Consider the following 19,624-nt stretch of genomic DNA (forward strand, 5'->3'; position numbering starts at 1 on the left):
GGCCGGGCTGGATCGGCAGTCGATGAGCGACTGGAGCGCGCAAAGCACCTGGCTGGGGCTGGAGGTGGAAAGTTCGGAAGTGCTGGGCGGGCAACCGGAACACGCTTTCGTCACTTTCACCGCGCGCTGGCACGATGGCAGCGGTGAACACAGTCACCGCGAGCGTTCATCGTTTGTGCAGAACGACCGGCGCTGGTACTTCATCGACCCGACCGTGGCGCTCAAGGCTGGGCGCAATGACGCTTGCCCTTGTGCGAGCGGGCAGAAATTCAAGAAGTGCTGCGCAGGATATTTCGGCAATTGAGATGATGGTCACCCTGTAGCAGCTGCCGAAGGCTGCGTTCGACTGCGCAGCAGTCGTGAGATCAGGCGCCGCGGTGTGCCGGTTAGACCGAGTTGCCAGGATGGCGACTGCTTCGCAGCCGAACGCAGGCTTCGCCAGCTGCTACAAGTGAGAACCATCACCATGACCCGTCAACGCCGAACGTTACATCTGCTCACCCTGCTCGTATTCCTGAGCCTGGGCGGTTGCGCCTCCTGGTTCAGCAGCGACGAGCCCGAGCCGCAGTTGCATCTGGTCAAGGTCGAGGTGGTGCGCGCGAAACTGCTGGAGCAGAAATTCCTCCTGCACTTTCGCATCGACAATCCCAACAATGACGACTTGACCGTGCGCGGTCTGGAATACCGCATTCATCTGGGCGACATGTTGCTGACCGAGGGCGAGCATGAGCACTGGTTCAACGTCGGGCCCAAGCGCAGCGCTTATTTCAAAGTGCCGATCCGCACCAACCTGTGGCCGAAGGTGCGCGACCTGGTGAAAATGCTGAAAAGTCCCAAGCAACCCATCCCCTATCGTCTGGAAGGTGAACTGGAAACCGGTTTATTCATCGCGCACTACGTGCACCTGGCGCGTAATGGCGTGATAATCCCCGCCGATTTAATTCCGGAGTAAACCCGATGACCCAGCAACCCCACGTCCATGGCCCAGACTGCAATCATGACCATGACGCTCATGCCCACGATCACCACGATCACGACCATGGCCACGTTCACGGCCCGAACTGCGGCCACGCCCACCAGGAACCGGTGCGCAACGCCCTGAAAGACGTCGGCCGCAACGACCCTTGCCCATGCGGCAACGGCAAAAAATTCAAGAAGTGCCACGGCGCTTGATGCTTCGGGCGAACACCTGCTTCGCCCGCTGAACCCCCATCGCGAGCAGGCCCACTCCTACATTTGAGACTGGGTGACACCGCTTTCTGCGGTCACCCTGCATCCCCTGTGGGAGCGAGCTTGCTCGCGATGGCGGTGTGTCATTCAACATTTTTGCCGGATGTGAGATCGCTTTCGCGGGCAAGCCTTGCTCCTACAGGATTTGTTCGCTGTTGATGACCGTCGCGTACTCGCCATGCAGATTGCCCAGCGACATCGCATGCACTTCCTCGGCGGAATGCGGGTTGCCGAAAAAATCAGCCTTGTCGAAGGTAAAACACGCATCCTCCACCACCCACGCTTCAAACCCCAGATTCCCCGCCGTTCGCGCCGTGGATTCCACTGAATTATGGGTCGCCACCCCAACGATCACCAATTGCTCAATCCCCGCCTCACGCAACTGCGCCTCCAGCCCCGTCGCACAAAACGCGTCCGGCACTTGCTTCTGGATCAGTCGCTCCCCCGTCATCGGCTGAAACCGATCCTGAAACTCGACGCCCGATTGCTGCGGCCAGAACACCGAATCCGCTGAGCGCGACAAATGCTGCACATGAATCACCGGCCGCGCGGTGCGGCGCCAATACCCCAGCAATTCGACGATGCGCTCTTCAGCCTGCGGATTATTCCGACGTCCCAACCGGGGATGCAGGATGCCTTTTTGTTGATCGATGATGATCAGCGCCGCGTTGGTCTTGAGCTCCATGCTGACTTTTCTCACGTCGGGTCATTGAATTTCCCGCACTTCAGCATCACCTCTTCCTACAGGCAAGCTCTGCGGTGCAATCAGGACGACCTAATGCGAGCGCTGGCTGTCCGTACTTAACGACGTCTAATTTCTGGAGCACTCCATGATCGACCTGTATTACTGGACCACCCCGAACGGCCACAAAATCTCGATTTTCCTCGAAGAGGCTGGCCTCAAGTACGACGTGCACCCGATCAACATCAGCCAGAACGACCAGTTCAAGCCTGAATTCCTGAAGATCTCGCCGAACAACAAAATCCCGGCAATCGTTGATCACGAGCCGGCCGACGGCGGTGAGCCGCTGCCGTTGTTCGAGTCCGGCGCGATCTTGCTGTACCTCGCCGAGAAGACCGGCAAGTTCCTGCCCAAAGACCTGCGCGGGCGCCAACAGGCGCTGCAATGGTTGTTCTGGCAGATGGGCGGTCTGGGCCCGATGGCCGGGCAGAATCACCATTTCAGCCAGTTCGCGCCGGAGAAAATCCCCTACGCGATCAAGCGCTACATCGACGAAACCGCGCGCCTCTACGGCGTGCTCGACAAGCAACTGGCGAATAACGAATTCGTCGCCGGCAGCGAATACAGCATTGCCGACATGGCGATCTACCCGTGGATCGTCTCGCACAAATGGCAGAGCCAGAAACTTGAAGACTTCCCCAACGTCCTGCGCTGGTTCACTCACATCCAGAATCGCCCGGCGACGGTGAAGGCGTATGCGCTGGCGGCGAAGGTCAATCCACCCAAGTCTTGAGATTGATGCGTCTTGATTGGTGAGTGAGATTTTGTGGCGAGGGGGCTTGCCCCCGTTGGACCGCAAAGCGGTGCCAAAACCGGCGACGATGTTCTTGCAGTGAGACTTCGCTGACCGATTGGCGAGTGCTTCGCAGTCGAACGGGGGCAAGCCCCCTCGCCACAGGGTCACCAGGGGTATCAGGGCCTGCTGATCGGCGGTTTATCGGACAAATCCGCAAATAACCCTGCGCCCCGCTTGCGCGGCTACCTCCTGCTCACTAACGTAGCGGCTTTATTGCGTTACTACCCCCGCAGGAGCTTTGCCATGGCCTCGCCAGCCCTCACACATTTTCTTCCCCGGTTCGGCGTTGCCGCAGCAGTGGCCGGTGTTTTGAGCCTGACCGGTTGTCAGACCTGGGACACTCAGAACACCCTCCCCCCAGCCTCCGGCGTGCAGCCGCTCAAGGGCCTGGCGCAGAACGTTTCGGTGCGGCGCAATGCCATGGGCATGCCGCTGATCGAAAGCAACACCTTCCACGACGCGCTGTTCGCCCTCGGTTACGTGCACGCCAGCGACCGCATCACGCAAATGGTCACCATGCGCCTGCTGGCCGAGGGCCGCCTGGCAGAAATGTCCGGCGCCGACCTGCTCGACGCCGACCGCTACATGCGCGCCGTCAACCTGAAGAAAAGCGCCGGCGAGTTGTATAAAGCTTCGTCGCCACGCCTCAAGCGCTTCTTCGAAGTCTATGCGCGCGGCGTCAACGCCTACCTGTTCCGCTACCGCGACAAGCTGCCGGCCGACCTCGCCGCCAGCGGCTACAAACCGGAATACTGGAAACCTGAAGATTCGGCGCTGATTTTCTGCCTGCTCAACTTCAGCCAATCGGCCAACCTGCCGGAAGAAATTTCCGCGCTGGTGCTCGCGCAAACCGTCACCACCGACAAACTGCCGTGGCTGACGCCGTCCGCGCCCGATGAAAAACTGCCGGCAGCCGAAGCGGACAAACTGCAAGGCATCAAGCTCAACGGCGCGATCCCCGGTCTGGCCGAAATCAGCAAAGCCACCGGGCAACTGGCGGATTTGAACCTGCTCGGCGCCACCTCCTCGAACAACTGGGCGATCGGCCCGCAGCGCAGCCGCAGCGGCAAAAGCCTGCTGGCCAGCGACAGCCACGGGCCGATGGGCGTGCCGTCGCTGTACAGCTACGTGCAGATCCGCGCGCCGAAATATCAGGCCGCGGGCGTCAGCGTCGCCGGCCTGCCGATGGTGCTCGGCGGTTTCAACGGCAAAGTGGCGTGGAGCATGACCGCGGTCATGGGCGACAACCAGGACCTGTTCCTGGAAAAAATCCGCCGCCAGGGCAATGGCCTGGCCTATGACGTCGGCGGCAAATGGCAGCCAGTGGCCGTGCGCAACGAAACCTTCTTCGTCAAAGGTCAGCGCTCGATTCGCGAACCCGTGTACGAAACCCGCCACGGCGCGCTGCTCAACAGTGCCCAGGGCCTGAACATGGCCAATGGTTTTGGCGTCGCGTTGCAGACCCCAAGCTTCACCGACGACAAGACTCTGGACGCGTTTTTCGACCTGTCCCGCGCGCAAACCGTCGAGAAAGCCTCGGACGCCAGCCGCGAGATCCGCGCCATCGCCCTGAATCTGGTGTTCGCCGACGCCAGCAACATTGGCTGGCAAGTCACCGGCCGTTACCCGAATCGCCGCGAAGGCGAAGGCCTGCTGCCATCGCCGGGCTGGGAAGGTCGCTACGACTGGGACGGTTACGCCGACCCGATGCTCCATCCTTACGACCAGGACCCGGCGCAAGGCTGGCTCGGCACCGCCAACCAACGGGTGATTCCGCATGGTTACGGCATGCAATTGTCGAATTCCTGGTCCGCCCCGGAACGCGGCGAGCGCATGGCCCAACTGGCCGGCGCGGGCAAGCACGACACGCGCAGCCTGATCGCCATGCAGTACGACCAGACCACCACGTTCGCCGCCAAACTGAAAAGCATGTTTGAAGCGCCGGGCATGCCGCAGCCGCTGAAACAGGCAATCGACAAGTTGCCGGAAGCGGATCGCAGCAAGGCTCGCGAAGCGTTGACGCGCTTGATGGCGTTCGACGGCAAGCTCAGCCCGACGTCCGCCGATGCAGCGATTTACCAGTTGTTCCTGCAGGAAAGCGCCAAGCAGATTTTCCTCGACGAACTCGGCCCGGAAAGCAGCCCGGCGTGGCAAGCCTTTACCGCCAACGGCGAGTTGTCCTACGCGGCGCAGGCCGATCACCTGCTTGCTCGCGAAGACAGCCCGTTCTGGGACGACGCGCGCACCCCGCAGAAAGAAGACAAACCGGCGATCCTCGCGCGCAGTCTGGCGGCGGCGATCAGTGCAGGCGACAGCCAAATGGGCGGCGATCACAAGGCCTGGCAGTGGGGCAAATTGCACCGCTACGAATGGAAGAATGCCAATGGCCAGACCGTTCGCGGGCCGATGGCGGCCGGCGGCGATCACACCACGTTGAACACCGCAGCGTTCGCCTGGGGCGAGAACTTCAATACAACGCGAGTACCGGCGATGCGCTTTATCGTCGACTTCGGCCAGGCTGAACCGCTGATGGGGCAGAACGGCACCGGGCAATCGGGCAATCCGGCGAGCCCGAATTACCTGAACAGCATCGACCCATGGCTGAAAGGGCAATACATGAGCTTGCCAATGCAGCCGCAGAACTTCGACAAGGTGTATGGCAAGGCGCGGTTGACCCTGACACCAGGGAAATAAGCAACAATCCTGCCCCCCTGTGGGAGCGAGCTTGCTCGCGATGAGGCCTTTACAGTCAACCATGATGCTGACTGAAATAGCGCCATCGCGAGCAAGCTCGCTCCCACAGGAATAGCGCTGAACTCCGATAGAACTTCCCGCCTCACGCAAGCCTCATACCTAACAAGCCCCCCCTATTTGGCGACAATATGGATCTTGTTATCGCGCGCCCGGAAGGTTTGTACTGCCCCGCCGGGGATTTCTACATCGACCCGTGGCGCCCGGTGGAACGTGCGGTGATCACCCACGCCCACGGCGATCATGCGCATCGCGGCAATCAGCATTACCTCGCAGCGGCGCCCGGCGAAGGGATTCTGCGCTCGCGTCTGGGCCAGGACATCAACCTGCAAACCCTGCCCTACGGCGAGCGTTTGCTGCACCACGGCGTAACCCTGAGCTTTCATCCGGCCGGCCATGTGCTCGGTTCGGCGCAGGTGCGCCTCGAATACGGCGGTGAAGTCTGGGTCGCCTCGGGGGATTACAAAATCGAGCCCGACGGCACCTGCGCGCCGTTCGAACCGGTGCGCTGCCACACCTTCATCACCGAATCGACCTTCGGTCTGCCGATCTACCGCTGGCAGCCGCAAGCGCAGATCTTCGCCGAGATCAACCAATGGTGGCGGGCCAATATCGCCGCGCAAAAGGCCAGCGTGCTGTTCTGCTATTCCTTCGGCAAGGCGCAGCGGATTTTGCACGGCATCGACGCCAGCATCGGCCCGATTTTGTCGCACGGCGCCGTCGAGCCGCTGAACCGCGTCTACCGCGACGCCGGCATTTATCTGCCGCCGACGATTTACGCCGGCGACATCAAAAAAAGCGATCCGATCATGCGCCAGGCGTTGGTCATCGCCCCGCCCTCTGCCGGCGCGAGCACCTGGATGCGCCGGTTCGGCGACTACAGCGACGGTTTCGCCAGCGGCTGGATGCGTTTGCGCGGCCCACGGCGGCGGCGCGGCGTTGATCGCGGTTTTGTGCTTTCGGACCACGCCGATTGGCCGGGCCTGCTGTGGGCCATCGAGCAGACCGGCGCCGAACGAGTGATGGTCACTCACGGCTCTATTGGTGTGCTGGTCCAGCATCTGCGCGAGAAAGGCCTCGACGCACAAGGTTTCAGCACTGAATACGGCGATGACGAAGAAGAGAACGCCGCCGCGCCCGCCGAACTTGCCGAGGGGCAACGATGAAAGCCTTCGCCGAGCTGTACGCCGAACTCGACGCCACCACCTCAAGCAACGCCAAACTGGCGGCCATGCAAGCCTACTTCGCCCAAGCCGCGCCAGAAGATGCGGCGTGGGCGGTGTACTTTTTGTCTGGCGGGCGGCCTCGGCAATTGGTGCCAGTACGCGCACTGCGGGAATTGGCGGTGAGTATTTCCGGACTGTCGCCGTGGTTGTTCGAGGAAAGTTACCAGGCCGTCGGCGATCTGGCGGAAACCATTTCGCTGGTATTGCCGGAAACCGATCACAGCTCAACCGACGGCCTCGCGGTGTGGATCGAAGAAAAACTGCTGCCGCTGCGCGGTGAAACGCCGGAATTTCTCGCCCGACATTTGCCGTCACTGTGGGCACAACTCGACAGCGCGAGCCTGATGCTGTGCATCAAATTGATCACCGGCAGCTTTCGCGTCGGCGTCTCGAAGTTGCTGGTCACCCGCGCATTGGCGGCGATGGCCGAGCTCGACAGCAAACGCGTGGCCCAGCGCCTGGTGGGTTACACCGACCTGTCCAACCGCCCGACCGCTGCGAGTTACCTGAAACTGATCGCGCCGCAATCGGATGAAGAACACGCGCAACGCGGCGGTCAGCCGTATCCGTTTTTTCTCGCGCACGCCTTGGCGCAACCGGTCGAGCAGTTTGAAGCGCTGCTCGGCCCGGCCAGCCAGTGGCAAGTGGAATGGAAGTGGGACGGCATCCGCGCGCAAGTAGTGAAGCGCGAGGGCAGGTTGTGGATCTGGTCGCGGGGCGAAGAATTGGTCAGCGAGCGCTTCCCCGAATTGCATGCGCTGACCCACGGTTTGCCGGACGGCACGGTGATCGATGGTGAAATTGTCGTGTGGAAATCCTCGCAACCGGACACCGAGGATGCCTTCGATCCGCAATCCACCGCGCCGCCGTCCGTGCAGCCATTTGCCTTGCTGCAACAACGCATAGGGCGCAAAACCCTCGGCAAGAAAATCCTCGAAGACGTGCCGGTGGTGGTGCTCGCCTATGACTTGCTGGAATGGCAGGGCGAAGATTGGCGCAACCACACGCAGGCTGAACGCCGCGAGCAATTGGAGCAGGTGATTGCCACGTGCAACAGCCCGGTGCTGCTGGCCTCGCCGCTGCTCACCGGCAAAGACTGGTTCGACCTCGCCGAACAGCGCGAAGCGTCGCGGCGCCTCGGCGTCGAAGGCATGATGCTCAAGGCCCGGGACGCGATGTATGGCGTCGGCCGGACGAAGGACATGGGCGTCTGGTGGAAATGGAAAGTCGAGCCGTTCAGCGTTGACGCGGTGTTGATCTATGCGCAACGCGGGCATGGCCGGCGCGCGAGTCTTTATAGCGACTACACGTTCGCGGTGTGGGACGGCCCGCCCGACGCCAGCGAGCGCACCCTGGTGCCGTTTGCCAAGGCGTATTCGGGGCTGACCGATGAGGAAATGCGCAAGGTTGACGGCATCGTGCGCAAAACCACGGTGGAGAAGTTCGGGCCGGTGAGCAGTGTGACGCCGAGTCTGGTGTTTGAGCTGGGCTTCGAAGGCATCGCGCTGTCGAAACGGCACAAAAGCGGAATCGCCGTGCGCTTCCCAAGAATGCTGCGCTGGCGCCAGGACAAAACCGTCGAAGAAGCCGACAGCCTCGCCACCCTGCAAGACCTCCTGAGCTAAAGACCGCCCCTGTAGGAGCGAGGCTTGCCCGCGAAAGCGCAGTGTCAGCTAGAAGAGATTTTGCTGACCCACCGCTATCGCGAGCAGGCTCACTCCTACAGGGGGTTAGCGGTGTTCGTTAATCTCTGTTAGCACAAACCTTGTAGGAGTGAGCCTGCTCGCGATGGCGCAGGGTCAGTCAAAGCGAATACCGACTGACTCCGCGCTTTCCCAAAGCACCCGCATCGAGCCTTTACCCGGATCTGAACTATATTGGTGCAGCAATTTCCGCACGCCCATTTGCGTGCACAAATCCTGTTCAGGCATTTGTTGAATCACCTTTTAAAACGCTTGTTCGGGACTCTGGTTCGGAAATTGCTACTTTCATTAGGTCTTACGCTTTCCAGTAACAATAATTCTGCGCCACAAGCGCTCATATTGGTTTTTAGGGATTGAATAATGAAAAAAGCATTGCTGACCCTTTCTGCACTGGCGTTGTGCATGGCTGCCGGCTCCGCGCTGGCCAAGGAATATAAAGAGCTGCGTTTTGGCGTTGACCCTTCCTACGCACCGTTCGAGTCGAAAGCGGCCGATGGCAGCCTGGTAGGCTTCGATATCGACCTGGGCAACGCGATCTGCGCCGAGCTGAAGGTCAAGTGCAAATGGGTCGAAAGCGATTTCGACGGCATGATTCCGGGCCTAAAGGCCAATAAATTCGACGGCGTGATCTCTTCGATGACCGTCACCCCGGCTCGCGAAAAAGTCATCGACTTCTCCAACGAGCTGTTCTCCGGCCCAACCGCTTACGTATTCAAGAAGGGTTCCGGCCTGAGCGAAGACGTCGCTTCGCTGAAGGGCAAGACTGTCGGTTACGAGCAAGGCACCATTCAAGAAGCCTACGCCAAAGCCGTGCTGGACAAGGCCGGGGTCAAAACCCAGGCCTACCAGAACCAGGATCAGGTGTATTCGGACCTGACCTCGGGTCGCCTCGATGCCGCCATTCAAGACATGTTGCAAGCTGAATTGGGCTTCCTGAAGTCGCCAAAAGGTGAAGGCTACGAGATCAGCAAGCCGGTCGACAGCGAATTGCTGCCAGCCAAAACAGCTATCGGTATCTCTAAAGGTAACAAAGACCTCAAAGCACTTTTGGATAAAGGTATCAAAGCGTTACACGACGATGGCACCTACGCCACCATTCAGAAGAAACACTTTGGCGATCTGAATCTGTACAGCGGCAAATAATGCCCGGCGCCCATCTCACGATGGGCGCTTTTTTTACTCGATCAGGTTGCTGATTTATGTTCGAAAACCTCTTACAAAATCTGGGGCTCTCTGCCTTCAGCCTTCAGGGCTTCGGTCCGTTGCTGATGCAAGGCACCTGGATGACCATCAAATTATCGGTGTTGTCGCTCATAGTCGCCGTGCTCCTCGGCTTGCTGGGCGCCAGTGCCAAACTGTCAAAACTCAAACTGGTGCGCGTGCCGGCGCAGCTCTACACCACGCTGATTCGCGGGGTGCCGGACCTGGTGCTGATGCTGCTGATTTTCTACAGCCTGCAAACCTGGCTGACGTCGTTCACCGATTTGATGGAATGGGAATACATCGAAATCAATCCGTTCAGCGCCGGGGTCATCACCCTGGGCTTCATTTACGGCGCGTATTTCACCGAAACCTTCCGTGGCGCCATTCTTGCGGTGCCGCGCGGCCAGGTCGAGGCCGCCACCGCGTATGGCCTCAAACGCGGCCAGCGCTTTCGGCTGGTGGTGTTCCCGCAGATGATGCGTTTCGCCCTGCCGGGCATCGGCAATAACTGGATGGTGATGCTCAAGGCCACCGCGCTGGTGTCGATCATCGGCCTCGCCGATCTGGTCAAGGCTGCGCAGGACGCCGGTAAAAGCACCTATCAACTGTTTTACTTTCTGGTGCTCGCCGCGCTGATTTATCTGGTGATCACCAGCATTTCCAACTTCGTCCTGCGCTGGCTCGAACGCCGCTACGCCGCCGGCTCCCGGGAGGCCGTACGATGATCGAACTCTTGCAGGAATACTGGAAACCCTTCCTTTATACCGACGGCTACAACATCACCGGTCTGGCGATGACCATGTGGCTGCTCAGCGCCTCGATCTGCATTGGTTTTGTGGTGTCGATCCCGCTGTCGATTGCGCGGGTGTCGCCGCACTTCTACATTCGCTGGCCGGTGCAGTTTTACACCTACCTGTTCCGTGGCACGCCGCTGTATATCCAGTTGCTGATTTGCTACACCGGCATCTACAGCCTCGCGGCGATCCGCGAACAACCGGTGCTCGACGCGTTCTTTCGGGATGCGATGAACTGCACCATCCTCGCCTTCGCCCTGAACACTTGCGCCTACACCACGGAGATTTTCGCCGGGGCGATTCGCAGCATGGCGCACGGTGAAGTCGAAGCGGCCAAGGCCTACGGTCTGACCGGCTGGAAGCTCTATGCCTACGTGATCATGCCGTCCGCCCTGCGTCGCTCGTTGCCGTATTACAGCAACGAAGTGATCCTGATGCTGCACTCGACCACCGTGGCGTTCACCGCGACCATTCCGGACATTCTGAAAGTGGCGCGGGACGCCAACTCGGCGACGTTCCTGACGTTCCAGTCGTTCGGCATCGCCGCGCTGATCTACCTGACCATAACCTTTGCGCTGGTTGGCCTGTTTCGACTTGCCGAACGCCGCTGGCTAGCCTTCCTCGGGCCGACCCACTAGGCCTTTTACTGTTTCAGGAAACGCACGATGCGCCACCAGATCCATGACTTGCTGGCCCCGCTGCCGGGGACTGCGCGACACATCCACAGTTTTCATTTCGGCCCTGCGTCGGCCACAGGCAAGATCTACATCCAGGCGTCCCTGCACGCCGACGAATTGCCCGGCATGCTCGTCGCGTGGCACCTCAAGCAACGCCTGGCCGAGCTGGAAGCGGCCGGGCGTTTGCGCAGCCAAATTGTCCTGGTGCCGATTGCCAACCCGGTCGGCCTCGAACAAGTGCTGATGGACGTGCCGCTGGGCCGTTACGAGCTGGAGAGCGGGCAGAATTTCAATCGCTGGTTCGTCGATTTGAGCGAAGAAGTCGGCAACGACATCGAAGGCCAGCTCGGCGACGATCCACAGCACAATCTCGAGTTGATCCGCAGCAGCCTGCGCAACGCCCTCGCCCGCCAGACCGCCAGCACGCAGTTGCAATCCCAGCGCCTGACCCTGCAACGGCTGGCCTGTGACGCGGACATCGTGCTCGACCTGCATTGCGATTTCGAAGCCGTCGCGCACCTTTACACCACGCCTGAGGCCTGGCCGCAGGTCGAGCCGCTGGCGCGCTACATCGGCGCCGAGGCCAGCCTGCTCGCCACCGATTCCGGCGGTCAGTCGTTCGACGAGTGTTTTACCTTGCTCTGGTGGCAGTTGCAGGAGCGCTTCGGCGAGCACTTCAATATTCCGCTGGGGAGTTTTTCGGTCACCGTCGAATTGCGCGGTCAGGGTGACGTCAATCACCCGTTGGCCAGTGTCGATTGCCAGGCGTTGCTCGACTATCTGATTCACGTCGGCGCCATCGCTGGCGAACCAGCGCCACTGCCCGAACTGCCTTATCCCGCCACGCCGCTGGCCGGCGTCGAACCGGTGGCCACGCCGGTCGGCGGTTTGCTGGTGTTCTGCGCGCAACCGGGGCAATACCTGCAGGCCGGGCAACTGATCGCCGAAGTCATCGACCCGATCCTCGATCGCGTCACCCCAATCCATTGCACCGCCGCCGGGTTGATGTACGCCCGCTCGCTGCGGCGCATGGCCACTGCCGGCATGGTGATCGCCCACGTCGCGGGCACCGAAGCCTATCGCAGCGGCTACCTACTTTCGCCTTGAGGATGCATGCCCCATGTACAAACTGACCATCGAAGGCCTGCATAAAAGTTACGGCGACCATCATGTGCTCAAAGGTGTTTCGCTCAAGGCCAACACCGGCGACGTGATCAGCCTGATCGGCGCCAGCGGCTCGGGCAAAAGCACGTTCCTGCGTTGCATCAACTTTCTTGAGCAACCGAACGACGGCGCAATGAGCCTCGACGGCAAAGACGTGCGGATGATCAAGGACCGCCACGGCATGCACGTCGCCGACCCTGATGAACTGCAACGGATCCGCACGCGGCTGGCCATGGTGTTCCAGCATTTCAACTTGTGGAGCCACATGACGGTGCTGGAAAACATCACCATGGCGCCGCGCCGCGTGCTCGGTTGCAGCAAGGAAGAAGCCGAGGACCGCGCGCGGCGTTATCTGGACAAAGTCGGTTTGGCCGCGCGAGTGGCCGATCAATACCCGGCGTTCCTCTCCGGCGGCCAGCAGCAACGGGTAGCGATTGCCCGCGCTCTGGCGATGGAGCCGGAGGTGATGCTGTTCGATGAACCGACCTCGGCGCTCGACCCGGAACTGGTCGGCGAAGTGCTGCGGGTGATTCAGGGGCTGGCCGAAGAGGGCCGGACGATGATCATGGTCACCCACGAAATGAGCTTCGCGCGCAAAGTATCGAGCCAGGTGCTGTTTCTGCATCAGGGTCTGGTGGAAGAAGAAGGCGCGCCGGAAGAGGTGCTGGGCAATCCGAAGAGCGAGCGGCTGAAGCAGTTTCTCAGCGGCAATCTCAAATAACCCGCCACCCAACAACACCGCTCACCCTGTAGGAGCGAAGCTTGCTGTGGGAGCAAAGCTTGCTCGCGAAGGCGTCCTATCAGCCAACGATTATGTTGACTGATACGACGCCTTCGCGAGCAAGCTCTGCTCCTACAGGTCCGTGTGTGGTCATCAATGTCAGTACATCATCTTTAAACCTTTCGCCCGCCGCCGTGGTCACTGAAAGAACACTTTCAGAGCGCACACGGCCGGCATGGGCAACTCCCCCGACTACGCAAAAAAATGGTTCACCGCCCGCGGCTGGAAGCCGTTCGCCTTTCAGAAACAAGTGTGGACCGCGGTCAAACGCGGCGAATCCGGGATGCTGCACGCCAGCACTGGCGCCGGTAAAACCTATGCCGTGTGGTTCGCCGCGCTCAATCGCTTTGCCTCAAGCGTCACGCCGGTGGAAAAACCGAAGAAGCGCAAGCCGCCCGCCGAGCCGATCACCGTGCTGTGGATCACGCCGATGCGCGCCTTGGCCGCCGACACGGCGCGCGCGCTCGAAGCGCCATTGCAGGATTTGCAAATTGGCTGGAGCGTTGGCCTGCGCACCGGCGACACCAGCAGTAGCGAACGTGCACGCCAGAGTCGGCGACTGCCGACGACGCTGATCACCACGCCGGAAAGCCTGACCCTGATGCTCGCCCGCGCCGATGCGCAAACGGCGTTGTCGACGTTGCGCATGGTGGTGGTGGATGAATGGCACGAATTGATCGGCAACAAACGCGGCGTGCAGTTGCAACTGGCCCTCGCGCGGTTGCGCCGCTGGCATCCGCAGTTGATTGTCTGGGGCGTTTCCGCGACGTTGGGTAATCAGGACCACGCGCAGCAGGTATTAATCCCACAAGACAACGGCGTCAGCGTGCAGGGTGAAAACGGCAAAGACCTGCGCGTCGACACCCTCCTGCCACCGGCCATCGAACGCTTCCCCTGGGCCGGGCACATCGGTTTGAAGATGTTGCCGCAAGTGGTCGCCGAACTCGATTCCAGCCCCAGCACGCTGGTGTTCACCAATACCCGCGCGCAATCGGAAATCTGGTATCAGGCCTTGCTGGAGGCGCGCCCGGACTGGGCCGGGCTGATCGCCTTGCATCACAGCTCACTGTCGCGCGACACCCGCGATTGGGTGGAACGCGCGCTCAAGGACGGCCAACTGAAAGCGGTGGTCTGCACCTCCAGCCTCGACTTGGGCGTGGATTTTTTGCCGGTCGAACGCGTGTTGCAGATCGGCTCGGCGAAAGGCGTGGCGCGGCTGATGCAGCGCGCCGGGCGTTCCGGTCACGCGCCTGGGCGGGTGTCGCGCGTCACGTTGGTGCCGACCCATAGCCTCGAATTGGTCGAGGCCGCCGCCGCGCAAGACGCCGTGGCGCAGCGGCGCATCGAACCGCGCCAATCACCGCACAAACCGCTGGATGTACTGGTGCAGCATCTGGTCAGCATGGCGCTCGGCGGTGGCTTTATTCCTGAACAGTTGTACGAAGAAGTCCGCGGCGCCTGGGCTTATCGCGATCTGACCCTGGCGGATTGGGCATGGGCGCTGGCTTTCGTACGTCACGGCGGACTTTCTCTGACGGCGTATCCGGATTATCGCCGGGTCGAACCGGACGAACACGGCGTGTGGCGCGTACCCGATGCGCGACTGGCGCGACGCCATCGCATGAGCATTGGCACGATTGTCAGCGACGCGAGCATCCAGCTGAAGTTCTGGAGCAAGGGCGGTGGCGGCAAAACGCTGGGCAGCGTCGAGGAAGGATTTATCGCTCGGCTCAAGCCTGGCGACGGTTTTCTCTTCGCCGGGCGTTTGCTGGAGCTGATCCGCGTCGAAAACATGACCGCGTACGTGCGCCGCAGCACGGTCAAACGCGCCACAGTGCCGCGCTGGAATGGCGGGCGCATGCCGCTTTCCAATGAACTGGCGCGGGCGGTGGTCGCACGTTTCAGCAGCGCCGCCGCCGGCGACTTTGTCGGCCCGGAAATGAAAGCGCTGCGCCCGCTGCTGGAAGTGCAGCAACGCTGGTCCGGGTTGCCGACCGAAAACAGCCTGCTGGCCGAGTCGCTGAAGTCGCGCGAAGGCTGGCATTTGTTCCTGTATCCGTTCGCCGGGCGCCAAGTGCATTTGGGCCTGGCGAGCCTGTTGGCGTGGCGGATCAGTCAGCGCCAAGCGGTGACGTTCTCGATTGCGGTCAACGATTACGGGCTCGAATTGCTCAGCGCCACCTATGTCGATTGGTCCGAACACTTGGATCCGGCGTTGCTCAGCGCCGACAATCTGCTGGCCGACGTGCTCGCCAGCCTGAATGCCGGGGAACTGGCGCTGCGACGCTTTCGCGAGATCGCCCGGATCGCCGGGCTGGTGTTCGCCGGCTACCCTGGCGCGCCGAAAAGTACGCGACAGGTGCAGGCATCGAGCGGTTTGTTTTTCGAGGTGTTCAAGCAGTACGACGCCGACAACTTGTTGTTGGCCCAGGCTGGGGAAGAAGTCCTACGGGAAGAATTGGATATTCGGCGACTGGAGGAAACGTTGGCCCACATCAATAGTTTGAGATTCGACCTGCATCAGATCAAACGTCCTACGCCGCTAGGCTTTCCGCTGTTGGTGGAAAGAATGCGCGAAAGCATGAGCTCGGAAAAACTCGCTGATCGCATCCGCCGAATGGTCGGCGATCTGGAAAAAACCGCTGAAACCGGGAAAAACTGATGGGCGCGCCGTTTCCTGTGCGCCTGGCTGGCGAAGAGCTTTGGTTGTTGCCCGAGAAAGCGATTTATTGGCCAGCGCAGCAGGCACTGCTGATCGCCGACGTGCATTTCGGCAAGGCTGCGGCGTATCGCAGCCTCGGCCAACCGGTGCCGCGCGGCACCACGTCGCAAAACATTGCGGTGCTGGACGGATTGCTGGCCGCCCTGCCCTGTCGTCAGTTGATCTTTCTTGGCGACTTTCTGCATGGGCCGGGCTCGCACGCGACCGAGACATTGAAGGCGTTGGCGACCTGGCGTGAGCGTCATCACGCGCTGCCGATGACGCTGATTCGCGGTAATCACGACAAACGCGCGGGCGATCCGCCGGACTCGCTGAACATCCGCGTGGTCCCGGAACCGCTGCTGCTGGGGCCGTTTGCGTTGCAGCACGAACCGGATCCGCACCCGAGCCGCCACGTGCTGGCGGGCCACGTGCACCCGGTTTATCGACTGCATGGCAAGGGTCGGCAAAGTTTGCGTCTGGCGTGTTTCAGATTGGGCGAGCAGATCAGCCTGATGCCTGCGTTCGGCGCATTTACCGGCGGTTATCAGGTCGATCGGGATGACAGCTGTCGGGTGTTCGTCATCGGCGATGGCGAGATTTGGCCAGTTTGAATCGTGGGAGCAAAGCTTGCTTGCGATGGCGGTGAGTCAGGCAACTATTAGCTGACAGATACACCGCCATCGCGAGCAAGCTTTGCTCCTACAGGTAACGCGTTATCGATTACAGGTAGGCGTGATCGATCCCGCGTCATGCGACGAGCGCGGGACCAACATCAGGCGACAGGCGCCGGAGGTGGCTCATCTGGCAGGGTTGGCACACCGGGTTCGGTGGGCTGTTCATTGGGGGAGTCTGGGTCGGGTTGGCCGGGGATGCCCCCTGCCAGCATTGGCGGATGCGCCAACAAGGACCAGGCCAGGACACCGACTTGATTGGGCTCGAGCCTGGCCAGTTCGGCGCTTATTTGCGGATCGATCTTCATGGAGCACTCCTGAGCAATGGCCCGATCCGCTGTAAGCAAACCGGGCAGTACACCCAATAGAGTGTTTAGCCGCCAAAGAATTCCCCGAACCTGTCAGATGGACGACTCAGGTGCGTGGCAACGTGACGCCGCGCTGGCCCTGATACTTGCCGCCACGGTCCTTGTAGGACACTTCGCACTCTTCGTCGGATTCGAAAAACAGCATCTGCGCCACGCCTTCATTGGCGTAGATTTTCGCCGGCAGGGTCGTGGTGTTGGAGAATTCCAGAGTGACGTGACCTTCCCACTCAGGCTCAAGCGGCGTCACGTTGACGATAATGCCGCAACGCGCGTAGGTGCTTTTACCCAGGCAGATGGTCAGCACGTTGCGCGGGATGCGGAAGAATTCCACGGTGCGCGCCAGTGCAAAAGAGTTGGGCGGGATGATGCAGACGTCGCTGGTGACATCAACAAAGCTCTTCTCATCGAAGTTCTTCGGGTCGACGATGGCCGAGTTGATGTTGGTGAACACCTTGAATTCACCGGCGCAGCGCACGTCGTAGCCATAGCTCGACACGCCGTAGGAAATCAGCCGCTCGGCACCTTCGCCGCGCATCTGGCGCTCGACGAACGGTTCGATCATGCCGTGCTCTTGCGCCATGCGGCGAATCCACTTGTCCGATTTGATGCTCATGGCGGGGTTGTCCTGAATAGCGAGGTGGAAAAATTCTGTCCGGCATCTTACTAGGCGCACGCCCCGGGTTCAAAGTGCGAGAAATAATTCTCGGCGATCCCCCGTGATTACCGGGGCTTGGCGCCGATCCGATGCACCGTCAGTCACGAAATCAGAGAAACATTCGCACGAAGCATTGGCACGTTCTGCAAAAAGGGTTAAGGTGGCGCCACTGTGCTGCTTGTGTCACTGAGAATCTCTACACGATATGTTGAATTTCGATCCAACCATCTACAAGAATTTTTCCTGCTCTTTGCACTCAGTCTCGGCCAGGGTTCTTCCTGCGTCGCAGTTATCTTTGTTCAAGGAGTTACACCATGTCTAATCGCCAAACCGGTACCGTTAAGTGGTTCAACGATGAAAAAGGCTTCGGCTTCATCACTCCACAATCCGGTGACGACCTGTTCGTTCACTTCAAAGCAATCCAATCCGACGGCTTCAAAAGCCTGAAAGAAGGCCAACAGGTTTCTTTCATCGCTACCCGCGGTCAGAAAGGCATGCAAGCTGAAGAAGTTCAAGTTATCTAACTTGTACTTGCTTTAGTAAAAAGCCCCGCCCTCAAAAGCGGGGCTTTTTTGTGGGCGAGTGTTTTTGCCTTACGCCACAGCGCCCTCCTTCTATATGATTCGCCACCTGGAAAATCACATGGAAGCAGCAGGATGCCGTTCAACCAATGGAAAACCCTGGGCGCAGCACTGATCGCCCTCTCGTCGCCCTTCTCGATTCACGCCGATCCCCGCCCCGACCACCCGACCATCATCGTCGGCATGAACACCCACGCGACCTATCTCGCCAAAGGCCCTGACGCTCAAGGCGCCTCGCAGCTACAGCTGCGCGCGGCAGTGTTACTGCAACTCTCGACCGAACACGCTTGCGGCAGCAATGAGGTTTACCTCACACCGGAATCAGTGGGCGTGCCCAACGAATCGTTCGGCCGACTGATCGACGAAGTGCAGCAATTGATCGACGACGAAACCCCGTTGCTGATAACGCTCTCGGAATGTGACGGCAAACGCGCATTTTTCGAGAAAGTCCGTGCCTGCACGCCGAAAGAATGCGCCCAGCTGACCACATCGCTGGTGGACGGCAAGCTGTATCTGGACGAGGAATACGCACCGACCAGCAAGGGCCAGGCGACGTTCTACCTGCCGATGCCACTGACCTACGATAAAAAGCGCAAAGCCTGGCACGCCAAAATCCAGTACGCGGAAACCGGCACCCTGCGCCGCGACTACTTCGTCGACGCCAAGGACTTCGTCTCGGGCAAACCTGTTCTGGAATCGAAAACCTATTACCCAAACGGCAAACTCGGCCAGACCTTGAAGTACGACTTGCAGGGCAACCCTCAAGGTGAAGTGCTCAGCTATTCCGACAGCGGCGTACTGACCAAGCGCTCTCATTACCTGGACGGTCAATTGGAAGGCCGGGAAACCACTTATCACGACAACGGCAAAGAAGCCGAGGCCTATAACTGGCATCAGGGCAAACGCGTCGACGGCGAATACCTGGAACATGACGAAAACGGCGCAGTGATTGGCCGGATCAGTTATCGCAACGACGTCCCGGACGGCCCGGCCCTGAGTTATTACCCCAACGGCAAACTCAAAGACAGCAGCACCTTCGTCGCGGGCCTGGCACAGGGCGCCAGCACGTCTTACTTCGAAGACGGCTCGGTGCGCAGCACGCGCAACAACGTCGACAGCAGCCCGGACGGCTGGGTCATCAGCTATTACGCCGACGGCAAAGTCGAGGAAAAGCAGTTTTTCGAAAAACAGGTGCAGCGCAGTTACGCCACGTGGAACGCCCAAGGCGTGCAAACCGTGCAATGGCAATGGGACGAAAAGCACCGCGAACAGGGTGATTTCAAGGAGTGGTATCAGAGCGGGCAGTTGAAGGATCACCGCATCTACAAGGACGGCAAACTGCAGGGCCCGGCCATCACCTGGTTCGAAAACGGCCAGATGAGCTCATCAGTCGATTACGTCGAGGGCCGCGAGCAAGGCGTGATGCACATGTGGAAACAGGACGGCAGCCCGAATGGCGAATGCCGTTACGAGGCCGGTGTGCGTCAGGGTGAATGCACCTAAGCCGCGATCCCCCACAAAAAAAAGCAAAAAAAATCGCAGCCTCAGTGGCTGCGATTTTTTTGATCTGTCAGCTAG

19 protein-coding genes are annotated in these 19,624 nt (G+C 60.3%); 16 read left to right on the forward strand and 3 right to left on the reverse strand.

The features are described from left to right. From BI292_RS08565 to BI292_RS08575, 3 genes are all read left to right on the forward strand, one after another. Positions 1-304, forward strand: a 304-nt coding sequence (locus tag BI292_RS08565; RefSeq protein WP_178076553.1) for a YchJ family metal-binding protein, incomplete at its 5' end; no start/stop codon positions are given. 162 nt (positions 305-466) lie between these two features. Beyond that, the gene (locus BI292_RS08570) at positions 467-952 is read left to right on the forward strand and encodes an LEA type 2 family protein (protein WP_101207615.1); all 486 of its coding nucleotides are present in this window, start codon (positions 467-469) and stop codon (positions 950-952) included. Between the two features lie 5 nt (positions 953-957). Further along, the gene (locus tag BI292_RS08575; RefSeq protein WP_101207616.1) at positions 958-1,173 is read left to right on the forward strand and encodes an SEC-C metal-binding domain-containing protein; all 216 of its coding nucleotides are present in this window, start codon (positions 958-960) and stop codon (positions 1,171-1,173) included. A gap of 193 nt (positions 1,174-1,366) precedes the next feature. On the opposite strand, the gene BI292_RS08585 is transcribed toward BI292_RS08575, so the two are convergent. Next, positions 1,367-1,915 (reverse strand): cysteine hydrolase family protein, encoded by a 549-nt coding sequence (locus tag BI292_RS08585; protein WP_101207618.1) that lies wholly within the window; start codon positions 1,913-1,915, stop codon positions 1,367-1,369. A 145-nt stretch (positions 1,916-2,060) separates the two neighbouring features. Between BI292_RS08585 and BI292_RS08590 the strand changes: the two genes are divergently transcribed. From BI292_RS08590 to pdeM, 11 genes are all read left to right on the forward strand, one after another. After that, positions 2,061-2,705 (forward strand): glutathione binding-like protein, encoded by a 645-nt coding sequence (locus BI292_RS08590; protein WP_101207619.1) that lies wholly within the window; start codon positions 2,061-2,063, stop codon positions 2,703-2,705. 306 nt (positions 2,706-3,011) lie between these two features. Further along, positions 3,012-5,462: a penicillin acylase family protein gene (locus tag BI292_RS08595; protein WP_101207620.1), complete on the forward strand. Its 2,451-nt coding sequence runs from the start codon at positions 3,012-3,014 to the stop codon at positions 5,460-5,462. A 188-nt stretch (positions 5,463-5,650) separates the two neighbouring features. Continuing rightward, the gene (locus BI292_RS08600) at positions 5,651-6,685 is read left to right on the forward strand and encodes a ligase-associated DNA damage response exonuclease (RefSeq protein ID WP_101207621.1); all 1,035 of its coding nucleotides are present in this window, start codon (positions 5,651-5,653) and stop codon (positions 6,683-6,685) included. Next, on the forward strand, positions 6,682-8,370 hold the full coding sequence (locus BI292_RS08605; protein ID WP_101207622.1) for an ATP-dependent DNA ligase: 1,689 nt from the start codon (positions 6,682-6,684) through the stop codon (positions 8,368-8,370). Before BI292_RS08600 ends, BI292_RS08605 begins: the two co-directional genes overlap by 4 nt. A gap of 438 nt (positions 8,371-8,808) precedes the next feature. After that, positions 8,809-9,591, forward strand: a complete 783-nt coding sequence (locus BI292_RS08610) for a transporter substrate-binding domain-containing protein (protein WP_092272210.1) — start codon at positions 8,809-8,811, stop codon at positions 9,589-9,591. Between the two features lie 56 nt (positions 9,592-9,647). Continuing rightward, positions 9,648-10,376 carry an ABC transporter permease gene (locus tag BI292_RS08615; protein WP_092272213.1) on the forward strand — a complete coding sequence of 243 codons (729 nt, stop codon included), beginning with the start codon at positions 9,648-9,650 and terminating at the stop codon, positions 10,374-10,376. Continuing rightward, positions 10,373-11,083 carry an ABC transporter permease gene (locus BI292_RS08620; protein WP_101207623.1) on the forward strand — a complete coding sequence of 237 codons (711 nt, stop codon included), beginning with the start codon at positions 10,373-10,375 and terminating at the stop codon, positions 11,081-11,083. Before BI292_RS08615 ends, BI292_RS08620 begins: the two co-directional genes overlap by 4 nt. Before the next feature lie 27 nt (positions 11,084-11,110). Continuing rightward, positions 11,111-12,229 (forward strand): succinylglutamate desuccinylase/aspartoacylase family protein, encoded by a 1,119-nt coding sequence (locus tag BI292_RS08625; RefSeq protein WP_101207624.1) that lies wholly within the window; start codon positions 11,111-11,113, stop codon positions 12,227-12,229. A 13-nt stretch (positions 12,230-12,242) separates the two neighbouring features. Beyond that, the gene (locus tag BI292_RS08630; protein WP_092272224.1) at positions 12,243-13,007 is read left to right on the forward strand and encodes an ABC transporter ATP-binding protein; all 765 of its coding nucleotides are present in this window, start codon (positions 12,243-12,245) and stop codon (positions 13,005-13,007) included. A 235-nt stretch (positions 13,008-13,242) separates the two neighbouring features. Continuing rightward, a complete protein-coding gene (locus BI292_RS08635) occupies positions 13,243-15,729 on the forward strand; it encodes a ligase-associated DNA damage response DEXH box helicase (RefSeq protein WP_101207625.1) in 2,487 nt (828 codons plus the stop codon). Next, positions 15,729-16,382 (forward strand): ligase-associated DNA damage response endonuclease PdeM, encoded by a 654-nt coding sequence (gene pdeM, locus BI292_RS08640; RefSeq protein ID WP_092272231.1) that lies wholly within the window; start codon positions 15,729-15,731, stop codon positions 16,380-16,382. The genes BI292_RS08635 and pdeM overlap by 1 nt, the downstream gene beginning before the upstream one ends. 161 nt (positions 16,383-16,543) lie before the next feature. Here the strand turns inward: pdeM and BI292_RS08645 are convergent, their stop codons facing one another. Together BI292_RS08645 and dcd are read right to left on the reverse strand one after the other, a co-directional pair. After that, on the reverse strand, positions 16,544-16,750 hold the full coding sequence (locus BI292_RS08645; protein WP_092272235.1) for a hypothetical protein: 207 nt from the start codon (positions 16,748-16,750) through the stop codon (positions 16,544-16,546). A gap of 106 nt (positions 16,751-16,856) precedes the next feature. Beyond that, positions 16,857-17,423, reverse strand: a complete 567-nt coding sequence (gene dcd / locus BI292_RS08650; RefSeq protein ID WP_054047011.1) for a dCTP deaminase — start codon at positions 17,421-17,423, stop codon at positions 16,857-16,859. 356 nt (positions 17,424-17,779) lie between these two features. Between dcd and BI292_RS08655 the strand changes: the two genes are divergently transcribed. Beyond that, the gene (locus tag BI292_RS08655) at positions 17,780-17,989 is read left to right on the forward strand and encodes a cold-shock protein (RefSeq protein WP_002554837.1); all 210 of its coding nucleotides are present in this window, start codon (positions 17,780-17,782) and stop codon (positions 17,987-17,989) included. Positions 17,990-18,121: 132 nt separating this feature from the next. Then, complete coding sequence (locus tag BI292_RS08660) at positions 18,122-19,549, forward strand: toxin-antitoxin system YwqK family antitoxin (protein WP_101207626.1); 1,428 nt, start codon at positions 18,122-18,124, stop codon at positions 19,547-19,549. Positions 19,550-19,624: the final 75 nt, after the last annotated feature.

Source organism: Pseudomonas sp. 43NM1, from assembly GCF_002836905.1.
GTDB classification, from domain to species: domain Bacteria; phylum Pseudomonadota; class Gammaproteobacteria; order Pseudomonadales; family Pseudomonadaceae; genus Aquipseudomonas; species Aquipseudomonas prosekii.

Excerpts from the sequence above, each read along its gene's own strand:
- BI292_RS08595 (WP_101207620.1), top strand. The coding sequence starts at position 3,012 with ATGGCCTCGCCAGCCCTCACACATTTTCTTCCCCGGTTCGGCGTTGCC.
- BI292_RS08635 (WP_101207625.1), top strand. The coding sequence starts at position 13,243 with ATGGGCAACTCCCCCGACTACGCAAAAAAATGGTTCACCGCCCGCGGC.
- BI292_RS08590 (WP_101207619.1), top strand. The coding sequence starts at position 2,061 with ATGATCGACCTGTATTACTGGACCACCCCGAACGGCCACAAAATCTCG.
- BI292_RS08645 (WP_092272235.1), bottom strand. The coding sequence starts at position 16,750 with ATGAAGATCGATCCGCAAATAAGCGCCGAACTGGCCAGGCTCGAGCCC.
- BI292_RS08570 (WP_101207615.1), top strand. The coding sequence starts at position 467 with ATGACCCGTCAACGCCGAACGTTACATCTGCTCACCCTGCTCGTATTC.
- dcd (WP_054047011.1), bottom strand. The coding sequence starts at position 17,423 with ATGAGCATCAAATCGGACAAGTGGATTCGCCGCATGGCGCAAGAGCAC.
- BI292_RS08655 (WP_002554837.1), top strand. The coding sequence starts at position 17,780 with ATGTCTAATCGCCAAACCGGTACCGTTAAGTGGTTCAACGATGAAAAA.
- BI292_RS08610 (WP_092272210.1), top strand. The coding sequence starts at position 8,809 with ATGAAAAAAGCATTGCTGACCCTTTCTGCACTGGCGTTGTGCATGGCT.
- BI292_RS08575 (WP_101207616.1), top strand. The coding sequence starts at position 958 with ATGACCCAGCAACCCCACGTCCATGGCCCAGACTGCAATCATGACCAT.
- BI292_RS08585 (WP_101207618.1), bottom strand. The coding sequence starts at position 1,915 with ATGGAGCTCAAGACCAACGCGGCGCTGATCATCATCGATCAACAAAAA.
- pdeM (WP_092272231.1), top strand. The coding sequence starts at position 15,729 with ATGGGCGCGCCGTTTCCTGTGCGCCTGGCTGGCGAAGAGCTTTGGTTG.
- BI292_RS08600 (WP_101207621.1), top strand. The coding sequence starts at position 5,651 with ATGGATCTTGTTATCGCGCGCCCGGAAGGTTTGTACTGCCCCGCCGGG.
- BI292_RS08625 (WP_101207624.1), top strand. The coding sequence starts at position 11,111 with ATGCGCCACCAGATCCATGACTTGCTGGCCCCGCTGCCGGGGACTGCG.
- BI292_RS08660 (WP_101207626.1), top strand. The coding sequence starts at position 18,122 with ATGCCGTTCAACCAATGGAAAACCCTGGGCGCAGCACTGATCGCCCTC.
- BI292_RS08605 (WP_101207622.1), top strand. The coding sequence starts at position 6,682 with ATGAAAGCCTTCGCCGAGCTGTACGCCGAACTCGACGCCACCACCTCA.
- BI292_RS08630 (WP_092272224.1), top strand. The coding sequence starts at position 12,243 with ATGTACAAACTGACCATCGAAGGCCTGCATAAAAGTTACGGCGACCAT.
- BI292_RS08620 (WP_101207623.1), top strand. The coding sequence starts at position 10,373 with ATGATCGAACTCTTGCAGGAATACTGGAAACCCTTCCTTTATACCGAC.
- BI292_RS08615 (WP_092272213.1), top strand. The coding sequence starts at position 9,648 with ATGTTCGAAAACCTCTTACAAAATCTGGGGCTCTCTGCCTTCAGCCTT.